Source organism: Caulobacter sp. 602-1 (assembly GCF_003931565.1).
Classification (GTDB): Bacteria; Pseudomonadota; Alphaproteobacteria; order Caulobacterales; family Caulobacteraceae; genus Caulobacter.
Genome location: NZ_RRYI01000003.1, coordinates 749784 through 761189, shown reverse-complemented (window position 1 = coordinate 761189; position 11406 = coordinate 749784). Strand labels below are relative to the sequence as shown.

11 protein-coding genes are annotated in these 11406 nt (G+C 67.2%); 4 read left to right on the top strand and 7 right to left on the bottom strand.

Features of this window, described 5'->3' with window-relative positions; all coding sequences use genetic code 11:
- Both EIK80_RS12400 and EIK80_RS12395 read right to left on the bottom strand, forming a co-directional pair.
- Positions 1 to 1794 carry an acyl-CoA dehydrogenase C-terminal domain-containing protein gene (locus tag EIK80_RS12400; protein WP_125157281.1) on the bottom strand — a complete coding sequence of 598 codons (1794 nt, stop codon included), beginning with the start codon at positions 1792 to 1794 and terminating at the stop codon, positions 1 to 3.
- A gap of 89 nt (positions 1795 to 1883) precedes the next feature.
- Positions 1884 to 2363: a MerR family DNA-binding transcriptional regulator gene (locus tag EIK80_RS12395; protein WP_125157280.1), complete on the bottom strand. Its 480-nt coding sequence runs from the start codon at positions 2361 to 2363 to the stop codon at positions 1884 to 1886.
- A 192-nt stretch (positions 2364 to 2555) separates the two neighbouring features.
- On the opposite strand from EIK80_RS12395, the gene EIK80_RS12390 reads away from it, so the two are divergent.
- Positions 2556 to 3215: a helix-turn-helix transcriptional regulator gene (locus EIK80_RS12390; RefSeq protein WP_125157279.1), complete on the top strand. Its 660-nt coding sequence runs from the start codon at positions 2556 to 2558 to the stop codon at positions 3213 to 3215.
- A gap of 19 nt (positions 3216 to 3234) precedes the next feature.
- On the opposite strand, the gene EIK80_RS12385 is transcribed toward EIK80_RS12390, so the two are convergent.
- The 5 genes from EIK80_RS12385 to EIK80_RS12365 form a co-directional block, all read right to left on the bottom strand.
- Positions 3235 to 3444 (bottom strand): hypothetical protein, encoded by a 210-nt coding sequence (locus EIK80_RS12385; RefSeq protein WP_125157278.1) that lies wholly within the window; start codon positions 3442 to 3444, stop codon positions 3235 to 3237.
- A 183-nt stretch (positions 3445 to 3627) separates the two neighbouring features.
- On the bottom strand, positions 3628 to 5286 hold the full coding sequence (locus EIK80_RS12380) for a lysine--tRNA ligase (RefSeq protein ID WP_125157277.1): 1659 nt from the start codon (positions 5284 to 5286) through the stop codon (positions 3628 to 3630).
- 44 nt (positions 5287 to 5330) lie between these two features.
- A complete protein-coding gene (pgm, locus tag EIK80_RS12375; RefSeq protein WP_125157276.1) occupies positions 5331 to 6968 on the bottom strand; it encodes a phosphoglucomutase (alpha-D-glucose-1,6-bisphosphate-dependent) in 1638 nt (545 codons plus the stop codon).
- A gap of 70 nt (positions 6969 to 7038) precedes the next feature.
- A complete protein-coding gene (locus EIK80_RS12370; RefSeq protein ID WP_125157275.1) occupies positions 7039 to 7986 on the bottom strand; it encodes a cation diffusion facilitator family transporter in 948 nt (315 codons plus the stop codon).
- A 92-nt stretch (positions 7987 to 8078) separates the two neighbouring features.
- Positions 8079 to 8957, bottom strand: a complete 879-nt coding sequence (locus EIK80_RS12365; protein ID WP_125157274.1) for an isoaspartyl peptidase/L-asparaginase family protein — start codon at positions 8955 to 8957, stop codon at positions 8079 to 8081.
- A gap of 70 nt (positions 8958 to 9027) precedes the next feature.
- Between EIK80_RS12365 and EIK80_RS12360 the strand changes: the two genes are divergently transcribed.
- The 3 genes from EIK80_RS12360 (at position 9028) to EIK80_RS12350 (ending at position 11319) form a co-directional block, all read left to right on the top strand.
- Positions 9028 to 10026 carry an NADPH:quinone oxidoreductase family protein gene (locus tag EIK80_RS12360; protein ID WP_125157273.1) on the top strand — a complete coding sequence of 333 codons (999 nt, stop codon included), beginning with the start codon at positions 9028 to 9030 and terminating at the stop codon, positions 10024 to 10026.
- Positions 10027 to 10143: 117 nt separating this feature from the next.
- Complete coding sequence (locus tag EIK80_RS12355; RefSeq protein ID WP_125157272.1) at positions 10144 to 11061, top strand: WecB/TagA/CpsF family glycosyltransferase; 918 nt, start codon at positions 10144 to 10146, stop codon at positions 11059 to 11061.
- 66 nt (positions 11062 to 11127) lie between these two features.
- The gene (locus EIK80_RS12350; protein WP_125157271.1) at positions 11128 to 11319 is read left to right on the top strand and encodes a hypothetical protein; all 192 of its coding nucleotides are present in this window, start codon (positions 11128 to 11130) and stop codon (positions 11317 to 11319) included.
- The last annotated feature ends 87 nt before the right edge of the window (positions 11320 to 11406 follow it).

The following is an 11406-nucleotide window of genomic DNA, read 5'->3' as shown; positions in this document are numbered from 1 at the left end:
TCAGAAGGCCTCCGCGGGCAGCGCCATCAGGGTCGCCGAACCGGTCTTCAGCTTGGCCAGATGCGCCCCAGCGTCAGGCAAGATGCGTTCGATGAAATAGCGGCCCGTGGTCAGCTTGGTCGTGAAGAACGGGTCGGACGAGCCGGCCGAGATCTTGGCGTTGGCGGCCTTGGCCATCAGCGCCCACATGTACGCCAGGCCGGTCAGGCCGAAGAGGTGCATGTAGTCGGTCGAGGCCGCGCCGGCGTTGTCTGGGTTCTGCAGGCCGTTCTGCATCAGCCACATGGTGCCGTCCTGCAACTGGGCCTTCACGCCGGCCAGGGCCTCGATGAACGGCTTCAGGCTTTCGTCGCTGTCGTTCTCGCCGATGAACTGGTCGATCTCCTGGAAGAAGGTCATGACCGCGCGGCCGCCCTTGGCCGCCAGCTTGCGGCCCACCAGGTCCAGCGCCTGCACGCCGTTGGTCCCTTCGTAGATCAGGGCGATGCGGCAATCGCGCATGAACTGGCTGACCGGGAAGTGCTCGGTGAAGCCGCTGCCGCCGTGCACCTGCACCGCGTTCGAGCAGACCTCGAAACCCTTGTCGGTCAGATAGCCTTTCAGCACCGGCGTCATCAGGCCCATATAGTCCGACGACTTTTCGCGCACCGCCGCGTCCGGATGGACGTGCGACAGATCGCCATGCAGGGCGGTCCAGAACAGGAAGGCGCGGCCGCCCTCGATCAGGGCCTTGCTCTCCAGCAGCATGCGGCGGACGTCCGGGTGGACGATGATCGGGTCGGCCGGGCCGTCGGCGTTCTTCGGACCCGTCAGCGAGCGGCCCTGCAGACGATCCTTGGCGAAGGCGACGGCGGCCTGATAGGCGGCCTCGCCCTGGGCCACGCCCTGCATGCCGACGCCCAGGCGGGCCTCGTTCATCATCACGAACATGATCTTCAGGCCGGCGTTTTCCTCGCCGATCAGATAGCCCTCGGCGTCGTCGTACTGCATCACGCAGGTGGCGTTGCCGTGGATGCCCATCTTCTCTTCCAGGCCGACGCACTTGACGCCCTGGTTACGCTCGCCCACCGAGCCGTCGGCCTTGGGGAAGAACTTCGGCACGATGAACAGGCTGATGCCCTTAACGCCCGCCGGGGCGCCCTCGATGCGGGCCAGGACCAGGTGGACGATGTTGTCCGACATGTCGTGCTCGCCGGCCGAGATCCAGATCTTCTGGCCGGTGATGCGGTAAGTGCCGTCGGCCTGCGGAACCGCCTTGGTGCGCAGAAGGCCCAGATCCGTGCCGCAGTGCGGCTCGGTCAGGTTCATGGTGCCGGTCCATTCGCCGGTGACCATCTTGGGCAGGTAGGTCTGCTTCTGTTCGTCGGTGCCGCCCGTGTGGATGGCCGAATAGGCGCCGTGGGCCAGGCCCGGATACATCGAGAAAGCCATGTTGGCCGAGCTCGACATCTCGCTGAAGGCCAGGTTGACGACGTGCGGCAGGCCCTGGCCGCCATAGGCCGGATCCGAGCCCAGGCCGGTCCAGCCGCCTTCGCACAGCTGCTTGTAGGCGTCCTTGAAGCCCGGCGGCGTCGTGACGACGTTGGTGGCCGGATCCAGCTTGCAGCCGGTCTTGTCGCCGACCGTGTTCAACGGGGCCAGGACCTCGCCGGTGAATTGGGCGGCGGCCTCGAGGATCTGCTCGACGGTCTCGAACGGCGCGTCGGAGAAGCCGGGCAGGTCGCCGTGCTGATCGATGTTGAGCACGTCACGCAGGATGAAGGCGTGGTCGCGAACGGGCGGCTGGTAAGTCATGAAACGGTCCTGGCTAGGATCGGGAGGAAAAACGGGTGTGCGGTCGCCGTCTCGCGCGCATCTGCACGGAGGCGGCGTCGCGGGAGGTCTTACTTGCCCAGCATGGCTTCGGCATGACCGTCGAGGCGGGCGCGCAGCACCTGCTCGTAGTCGGCCGCGCGGGGCAGCAGGTCGGGTCGGATCTCGGCGAGGCGACGTTCCAGGCGGTTGCAGGCTTCGCGTAGCTCGATCAGGGCGTTGTCGATGTCTTCGCGCTGTTGCTCCAGTGCGTTGGCGCGCTCACGGAACTTCTTCAGCGAGCGGGCCATCTGCGCCGCGCCCTCGTCGTTCTCGTCATAGAGATCGAGCAGTTCGCGGATCTCGGTGAGCGACAGGCCCACGCGCTTGCCGCGCAGGATCAGCTGCAGGCGGACGCGATCCTTGTGAGAATAGACTCGGTTCAACCCTTCGCGGGCCGGATTCAGCAGGCCCTTGTCCTCGTAGAAGCGCAGGGCGCGCGGCGTGGCTTTGAATTCGTTGCAGAGCTGACGGATCGTGAAGGTCCGCTCGGGGCGTCGCAGGTCGGCCATGGATGGAAACCTCCCAATGAAGAGGGCCTGGCTACCGCGGCCGGGCCGCTTTGTTATCGTTGATCACCCTAAACCCGATCCCGGGCGGACGTCAACGCTTACGTAAACGTCAATCTAAGGGTCGGCGATAGGTTTACTTTCCTAGCTCGCGAGGCGTATTTTCCTCGCGCGGCAGCGCTCAAGGAGGCGTCATTGGCGACCCTCTCTCACGGCGAAATCTGGCGGGCGATCGACGCCCTGGCCGAGCGCTTCGACATGACGCCTTCGGCCATGGCCCGGATGGCAGGCCTGGATCCCACCAGCTTCAATCGCTCCAAGCGCGGCTCGGCCGAGGCGGACGGCCGCGCGCGCTGGCCCTCGACCGAGAGCCTGGCCAAACTTCTGGAAGCGACGGGGGTCAATTTCTCGGAATTCGCGGCCCTCACCGAGCGCGCGCCGGCGCGGACGCCCAATGGAATGATCGGGGGCGGGCGCGGCGCGCCATTGATCGGCCTCGCCCAGGCTGGGCAGGACGGATTCTTCGACGAGGCGGGGATGCCGATCGGGGCCGGCTGGGACGAGGTCGCCGCCCCGGATCTGGGAGAGGGCCTGTTCGCGCTGGAAGTCACGGGCGGCGACCTGGCGCCGGTCTATCGCGACGGCGACCGACTTTTGGTCTCGCCCAGCCAGGAGCCCCGGAAAGGCGACCGCGTGGTGGCGCGAACGACCGCCGGCGAGGTGCTGGTGCGGGAGTTGGGACGGGTGACAGCCCGAACCCTCGAACTTGTCGCCCTGGACCACATCGGCGAGTCACGCCTGCTGTCGCGGGATGAGGTCGCCTGGGTCGCGCGGATCGTCTGGGTCAGCCAGTAGGGCCGAACCGAACGGGCTCCTAGGTGCGCGGGCAGCCGGCGTGGCTGTCGAGCAGCCAGGCGATCAGCGGACCAGCCGAGGGATCCTCGCACGACACGTCCAGGCGGTACGACGCCCAGGTGTCGTTGTGCGCGGCCTCGACATGGGCGTCGGGGAACTGCTGGATGATCCCGCCCAGAAGGGAATCGAATTCCTGACGGTCGGCGGGGCGGAGGGTGAACGAAGCCATGGTCCTAAACCTTGATGACTGATCTTGGTTCTGATGGTCCGAACCTAGACTCCGAAAGGTGGGCGGACCCTTAACCGCGTTTTCAGACTTCGTTCATTTTCAAGGACATGGTGTCGCAGGGGGCGCGGATTCACCGGTTGCGCGCAAGCGGCGCCGCCAACCCCGCGCGTTAGGAAAATGGGGTTAGCCCAGCTTCTCTTCGATCAGCGCGATTGTCCGGTCGATTCCGAAGATCGCCGCGAACGAGCCGAAGCGAGGTCCCTGGCTCTGGCCCAGCAGCACTTCGTACAGGGCCTGGAACCAGGCGCGCAGAGGGTCGAAGCCGTGGGTCTTGCCGACCTCGAACACCTCGTTCTGGATCAGCTCGGCGTCCGGCGCGTCGGCCGGCATGGCCTTCAGCTTGGCTAGCAGATCCAGCATCGCGGCGCGCTCCTGGTCGGTCGGGGCGCGGAAGGTCTTCGTCGGTTTGACGAAGTCCTCGTAGTAGTTGATCGCGTAGCCGGCCAGGCGGTCCAGCAGCGGCTGGGTTTCCGGCGAGGCGCCGGGGATGTAGCGCGACAGGAAGCCCCAGAGGATCTCCTTGGTCGAGGCGTCGGCGGCCGACACCAGGTTCAGCATCAGGCTGAACGACACCGGCGAGCCGTGTTGCGGCGGGCGACCCGAGTGGATGTGCCAGACCGGGTTGTCCAGCTGCTTGGCCGGCTCCTGGCGGCCGAACGCGTCCAGCTGCTGCAGGTATTCGTCGGTCGCCTTGGGGATGACGTCGAAATAGAGCTTCTTGGCCGACTTGGGGCTCTGGAACATGTAGTACGACAGGCTCTCGGGCGCGCCGTAGCGCAGCCAGTCCTCCATCGAGAGGCCGTTGCCCTTGGACTTGGAGATCTTCTGGTTGTTCTCGTCCAAGAAGAGCTCGTAGTTGAAGCCTTCCGGAGGCACGCCGCCCAGGGCCCTGCAGATCGCGCCCGAGGCCTTGACCGAGTCGATAAGGTCCTTGCCCGACATCTCGTAGTCGACGCCCAGAGCGGTCCAGCGCATGGCCCAGTCGGGCTTCCACTGCATCTTCACGTGGCCGCCCGTGACCGGGACCTCGACCTTGGAGCCGTCCTCGTCCTCGAAGACGATTGTGCCCTTCTCGACGTTGCGCTCCAGGGTCGGGACCTGCAGCACCTTGCCGGTGGTCGGGCTGACCGGGAGGAACGGCGAATAGGTGGCCCGGCGCTCCTCGCCCAGGGTCGGCAGCATGACCTTCTGGATGGCGTCGAAGCGTTCCAGGGCGGTCAGCAGGGTCGCGTCGAACAGGCCGCTCTTGTAGCACTCGGTCGACGAGACGAACTCGTACTCGAAGCCGAAGCCGTCCAGAAACGCGCGCAGGCGGGCGTTGTTGTGGGCGCCGAAGCTGTCATGGGTGCCGAACGGGTCGCGGACAACGGTCAGCGGCTTGCCCAGGTCCTCGATCAGCGGCTGCTTGTTCTCGATATTGTCGGGAACCTTGCGCAGGCCGTCCATGTCGTCGCTGAAGGCGATCAGGCGGGTCGGGATGTGGTCGTCCACCAGCGCGCGGAAGGCCTGGCGCACCATGGTCGTGCGCGCCACCTCGCCGAAGGTGCCCAGGTGCGGCAGGCCTGAGGGACCGTAGCCGGTCTCGAAGATCACGGCCTTGGCCAGGGCCGGATAGGCCTTCACCGCCTCGTCGGTCTTGCCGGCGTCGATCAGGGCCTTTGCGGCCTCCTGGTCGGCGCGGTCGGGAAGGCGCACGCGCAGAACGCGGGCGATGGTGGTGCGCGCCTGCTCGAACGGCCAGGAGCGGGCTTCGCGGGCGAGGGGGGAGAGGCCTTCAAACATGCGGGGCGGTATAAGCGCTGACGCGGCGAAGGGCCAGCTTTGCGTCAGCCCTTCAGCGCCCCGGCCACCACCTCGCGCGCCTCGGCCTGGACCTGCTTCAGGTGGTCCGGTCCCAGGAACGACTCCGCGTAGATCTTGTAGACGTCCTCGGTGCCCGAGGGGCGCGCGGCGAACCAGGCGTTTTGCGTCACGACCTTCAGGCCGCCGATCGCCTCGCCGTTGCCGGGGGCGTTGGTGAGGATGTCGGTGATCGGTTCGCCGGCCAGGGTCTTGGCGCTGACGTCACTGGGGCTGAGCTTGGACAGGCGCGCCTTCTCCTCGCGAGTCGCCGGGGCGTCTACGCGGGCGTAGGATGGAGCGTCGTACTTCTTGGTCAGGTCGGCATAGAGCTGGCTGGCGCTCTTGCCCGTACGGGCCTGGATCTCGGCGGCCAGCAGGGCCAGCTGGATGCCGTCCTTGTCGGTGGTCCACACACCGCCGTCGTGACGCAGGAAGGCCGCGCCGGCCGACTCCTCGCCGCCGAAGCCGACCGAGCCGTCCAGCAGGCCGGGCACGAAGTACTTAAAGCCGACCGGCACCTCGAGCAGGCGGCGGCCGAGCCCGGCCACCACGCGATCGATCATCGAAGACGAGACCAGGGTCTTGCCGACCGCCACGTCGGCGCCCCAGGCTGGACGATGGGTGAACAGGTACGAGATCGCCGCGGCCAGGTAATGGTTGGGGTTCATCAGTCCGCCGTCGGGGGTGACGATGCCATGGCGGTCGGCGTCGGCGTCGTTGCCGGTGGCGACGTCATAGGCCGCGCCGCCCTTCATGATCTCGATCAGGTTGGCCATGGCCGAGGGCGAAGAGCAGTCCATGCGGATCTTGCCATCGGTGTCGAGTGGCATGAACGCCCAGCGCGGATCGACCGCGGCGTTGACCACCGTGAGGTTCAGCCCGTGGCGCTCGGCGATCGCGCCCCAGTAGGCCACGGCCGCCCCGCCCAGCGGATCGGCGCCGATGCGCACCCCGGCCGCGCGGATGATTTCCATGTCGATGACGCTGGGCAGGTCGTCGACATAGAAGCCGAGGAAGTCGTAGCGGCCGGCGGCCTTGTGGGCCACGTCGAAGCTGACGCGTTTCACGCCCGCCAGACCCTGGGCCAGCAGGTCGTTGGCGCGAGCGGCGATGGCCGAGGTCGCGTCGCTGTCGGCCGGGCCGCCGCTCGGCGGATTGTACTTGATGCCGCCGTCGCGGGGCGGGTTGTGCGACGGCGTCAGCAGCAGGCCGTCGGCCTGCGCTGCGTTATCGCGGTTGTGAGTCAGGATGGCGTGCGAGACCGCCGGAGTCGGGGTGAAGCCGTCGCGGCTGTCGATCAGCGTGGTGACGCCGTTGCCGGCCAGGACTTCCAGCACCGAGCGGAAGGCCGGCTCCGAAAGCCCGTGGGTGTCGCGGCCGACGAAGATGGGGCCGGTGATCCCCTGGGCGGCGCGATGCTCGACCACGGCCTGGGTGACGGCCAGGATGTGGTTCTCGTTGAAGCCCCCGTCCAGACTGGAGCCGCGATGACCCGAGGTGCCGAACACCACCTTCTGGGCGGGGTTGGCGACGTCGGGCTTGATCTCGAAATAGGCGCCGATCAGCGCGTCGAGGTCGATCAGATCTTCGGGAAGAGCGCGAAGGCCGGCGCGGCTGTGCATCGAGACTCCTGAGGTCTTGTCGTCGAAACGCGAAGGGTCATTTCCCTAGAGGCGCTTGGAGACGGTTTCACTAAGTATTTGGCCCGGACCGCGCATAGGCCGCTCTTGCCCGCCCCGAACGCACGAAGACCCGGGTGATGCGCCTGTCGACGCCCTGGATCAGGGCGTGGAAGTCGTCGGCGGCGTCCTCGATCTCGACGGCGGTCAACTGGTCCTGGAAGTCCAGGGTCACGCCCAGCAGGATCTCGCTGGGTCCCAGATGCATGGAGAGCACCTCGGTCACGGTCTCGACGCGCGGATCGGCGGCAAGGACCTTGCGGACATTCTCGACGATGCGCGGCGAGGCGGCCTCGCCGGTCAGCAGGCTACGGGTCTCGTTAGCCAGGAAGATCGCCACCAGGATCAGCAGCACCCCGATCGCCGCCGAGGCCGCGCCGTCTGCCCAGGCCAGGCCCGCCGCCGAACCCGCCACGCCGAGCGCGGCCAGGACCAGGCCCAGCAGGGCCGCGCCGTCCTCCAGCAGCACCGCGAAGATCGACGGGTCCTTGCTGCCCTTCAAGGCGCGGAAGAATGGCGTGTCGCCGCGCACGGTCTTGAACTCGCGCCAGGCGACCAGAAACGAGCCGCCCTCGAAGACCGCGGCCAGGCCGATGACCAGGAAATTGATCCAGGCCTGGTCGATCGGCTCGGGCGCCAGGATCTTGTGGACGCCTTGATAGACGGACACCGCCCCACCTAGAGCGAAGATCAGCAGGGCGACAACGAAGGACCAGAAATAGAGCTCCATGCCGTAGCCGAACGGATGGGTCTGGCTGGGCGGGCGACTGGCGCGGGCGAGGCCCAGCAGCAGAAGGCCCTGGTTGCCGGTGTCGACGCTGGAATGGATGGCCTCGGTCAGCATGGCCGAAGAGCCGGTCAGGAAGGCGGCCACGAACTTGGTCGCGGCGATCGCCAGGTTCCCGGCCAGGGCCGCGAGCACCACCCTGTGCGAACCGCTGGTCTTGGGAGCCGACGCCATAGGGCGGCAACGCCGGACGAGAGTCGCCGTTCCGTCCCGGCGGGATTACTACCCACACCTCCGGGCGGCGTGAGGGCGATCCTTCGCGGTCCTTAGAACGCCGCGCTCACGATGCTCCCGTCCGGCAGCAGCGCCGCCCGCTTCAGGCCGCTCGACGCGAACGGCATCGCGATCTCGCCATCCCGATCCACGGAGACCAGTCCGCCATGGCCGCCCAAGTCCGCCACGCCCTGGATCGCCGCCCGCGCCGCGCTCTCCAGGCTCTCGCCGCCGAACCGGATCCGGTGGGCGATCTGCGCGGCGACGGCCGTGCGGATGAAATACTCGCCCTGGCCGGTGCAGGAGACCGCTGCATAGCCATCGGCCCAAGCGCCGGCGCCGATGATCGGCGAGTCCCCGACCCGGCCCGGCCGCTTGCCGAACACCCCGGCCGTCGAGGTCGCGGCCGCCAGCCGGCCTTCTGCGTCGCGAACCACGCAGCCGACAGTGCCGGTCGGCAAGACGTCCGGCGGATGATTGTCCTCGAACGCCCCGGCGCGGGTGAACCAGGCTTCCGGATCCTCGACCCTTTCCAGTCCCCGGTCGCGGGCGAAGTCGATCGCGCCCTGGCCGGCCAGCATCACATTGGGCGTTTCTTCCATCACCGCTCGGGCGGCCAGGATGGGGCTCTTGAAGCCCTGCAGGGCGGCCACCGAACCGGCCCGCAGGGTGGGGCCGTCCATCAGGCTGGCGTCCAGTTCGTATTCGCCGTCGGCGTTGGGCGAGGCGCCCTTGCCGGCGATGTAGAGGCCGCTGGCCTCCAGGGCGATGACGGTCTCGACCGCGACGTCCAGGGCGCTGGCCCCGCCGGCCAGCCGGTCGCGGGCCGTCTCGACCAAGCCACGCATGTGGGCGATCTCGACGGTGTAGTCGTGGCCGCGCTTGGCCCCGGCGCCACCGTGCAGGGCGAGGCTAAAACGTTTGTTTGACATTCTGCTTCCTTGGCCCGGCGTCCCGCGCTAGCGTCCGGCCCTCTTAATCAAGAAACCTGGGAGAGGCGATATGAAGGCGGTGCTCAGCAAGGAAGTCGGCGGTCCCGAGACCTTGGTGCTGGAGGAGCTGCCAGATCCCGTCGCCGGCCCCGGCCAGGTGCTGATCGACGTCAAGGCCTGCGGGGTCAACTATCCCGACGTCCTGATCATCGAGGACAAATACCAGTTCAAGCCGACGCGGCCGTTCGCGCCAGGCGGCGAAGTGTCGGGCGTGATCGCCGCCGTCGGTGACGGCGTCACCCGCTTCAAGGTCGGAGATCGGGTTCTGGCCTCGACCGGCTGGGGCGGTTTCGCCGAGAAACTGGCTCTGGAAGAGCAGCGCTGCACCCCCATTCCCGACAACATGCCGTTCGACGAGGCCGCCGCCTTCGTCCTCACCTATGGCACCTCCTACTACGCCCTGAAGGATCGCGGCGCGCTGAAGGCCGGCGAGACCCTGCTGGTTCTGGGCGCCGCCGGGGGCGTGGGCCTGGCCGCCGTCGAATTGGGTAAGGCGGCGGGGGCGCGTGTTATTGCCGCAGCCTCCAGCCAGGAGAAGGTCGATCTGGCCATCAAGCACGGCGCCGACAGCGGCGTCGTCTATCCGCGCGGTCCGTTCGACAAGGACGGCCAGAAGGCGCTGGCCAACCTGATCAAGGACGCTTGTGGGCCCAATGGCTGGGATGTCGCCTATGACGCCGTCGGCGGCGACTATTCGGAAGCGACAATCCGCGCCGCCGGCTGGAATGGCCGCTTCCTGGTCATCGGTTTCCCGTCGGGGATTCCGAAAATCCCGTTGAATCTCACGCTGTTGAAGTCTTGCGACATCGTCGGGGTGTTCTGGGGCGCGGCAGTGGCGCGCGACCCCAAGGGGCACGCCCAGAACCTCAAGGATCTGATGGGCCTCTACGCCGAGGGCAAGATCAAGCCCTACGTCTCCGAGCGCTTCCCGCTGGCCCGGGCCGGTGAGGCGATCGCCCATCTCTCCAGCCGCAAGGCCATGGGCAAGGTGGTGATCACGGTTGAATAGGATGGTTGCCTGGAATGGTGAACATCATCGTGGTTAAATCTCGCTAAGTATCCTTTTTAGCAAAGGAAACACGACATTCCCGCAGAGTGCTCCTCAAGACTAGGAGACTCTGTGGCGATGTTCGTCCCCCAGGAACAGAGCGGAATGAACGACGCGGCGCCCGCCGCGCCGCGCCGCCCCTATCGCCTGACGCGGCGCCCCGAGGAGCGCGTGCGCGTGCTTGGCGGGGTCATGGACCTGGTGCGCCCCGAAGAGGTGTTCCATTTCGTCACCGGCAAGCTGGAAGCGCGCCAGAGCGTCATCGTCGCCAACCACAACCTTCACAGCCTCTATCTGATCGGCAAGGATCACCAGGTCGGCGCGTTCTACAAGGAAGCCGACCTGATCGAGGTCGACAGCGTGCCGCTGATCTTCTGGGCGCGGCTGGTGGGGCGCGCCAGCCGGCGCTTTCACCGCTGCACCTATCTGGACTGGCGCGACGACTTCTGGTCCCTGGCCACGCGGAAGAACTGGAAGGTCTTCTTCGTCGGCGGCGCCCCAGGCGTCGCCGAGAAGGCCATCGAACGCATCCACCGGGACTATCCGACCGCCCAGATCGCCAGCCATCACGGCTATTTCGACGTCAAGCCCGGCTCGGCCGACAACGACGCGGTGGTCGAGGCCATCCGCGATTACGCGCCGGACATCGTGCTGGTGGGCATGGGCATGCCGCGTCAGGAAATCTGGACGCTGGAGAACCACAAGGCCTACGGCCCGGCCGCGACCTTCACCGTGGGCGGCGCCTTCGACTACGAAGCCGGCGTCCAGAAGGCCGCGCCGCGGTGGATGGGTCCGATGGGCATGGAATGGCTGTTCCGGCTTATGGTCGATCCGCAGCGCCTGTTCTCGCGCTACTGCGTCGAACCCTGGTCGCTGGTCGGCCTGGCCTGTCACGACGTGGTCCGGGCGCTGGGCAGGCGCGCGGCGAGCGATCCCCGCGCGGCGGAAAACGCCCGCTGGGAGCAAATGCGTGCGCGCAACGAGGGTGCGCGCTAGGATGAAACGGTCTGTGGGGGCCGGGATCATCGTGACGGTGATCTCGAAAGAGGGGCTTGGGGGATAATGGGCCTGGATATTCGCGTCATGACGCTGGAGGCCAAGGAGCGCTCCGGCTTCGCTCACCGCGCCGTCGCCGGCGTGGGTCTGGCCGGGCTGGGCCTGGCTTGGGCCGTTCTGCTGGTCCCGTGCATGATCTGGCTGGCCGCCAGCCATCTGGGGCGTCGCCTTCAGCCGCTGGTCCGTCGCCCGGCCTGATTTCGTCTCCCGTCCGGGTCCAAGACCCCTAGTCAACGACCGTTTGCTCCGCGAATATGATCATTGATCACTGACCCGCGAAGAGGT

Coding starts and splice junctions, on each gene's coding strand:
- EIK80_RS12385 (WP_125157278.1), bottom strand. CDS start 3,444: ATGGCTTCGTTCACCCTCCGCCCCGCCGACCGTCAGGAATTCGATTCC.
- pgm (WP_125157276.1), bottom strand. CDS start 6,968: ATGCACAGCCGCGCCGGCCTTCGCGCTCTTCCCGAAGATCTGATCGAC.
- EIK80_RS12395 (WP_125157280.1), bottom strand. CDS start 2,363: ATGGCCGACCTGCGACGCCCCGAGCGGACCTTCACGATCCGTCAGCTC.
- EIK80_RS12350 (WP_125157271.1), top strand. CDS start 11,128: ATGGGCCTGGATATTCGCGTCATGACGCTGGAGGCCAAGGAGCGCTCC.
- EIK80_RS12370 (WP_125157275.1), bottom strand. CDS start 7,986: ATGGCGTCGGCTCCCAAGACCAGCGGTTCGCACAGGGTGGTGCTCGCG.
- EIK80_RS12365 (WP_125157274.1), bottom strand. CDS start 8,957: ATGTCAAACAAACGTTTTAGCCTCGCCCTGCACGGTGGCGCCGGGGCC.
- EIK80_RS12380 (WP_125157277.1), bottom strand. CDS start 5,286: ATGTTTGAAGGCCTCTCCCCCCTCGCCCGCGAAGCCCGCTCCTGGCCG.
- EIK80_RS12355 (WP_125157272.1), top strand. CDS start 10,144: ATGTTCGTCCCCCAGGAACAGAGCGGAATGAACGACGCGGCGCCCGCC.
- EIK80_RS12400 (WP_125157281.1), bottom strand. CDS start 1,794: ATGACTTACCAGCCGCCCGTTCGCGACCACGCCTTCATCCTGCGTGAC.
- EIK80_RS12360 (WP_125157273.1), top strand. CDS start 9,028: ATGAAGGCGGTGCTCAGCAAGGAAGTCGGCGGTCCCGAGACCTTGGTG.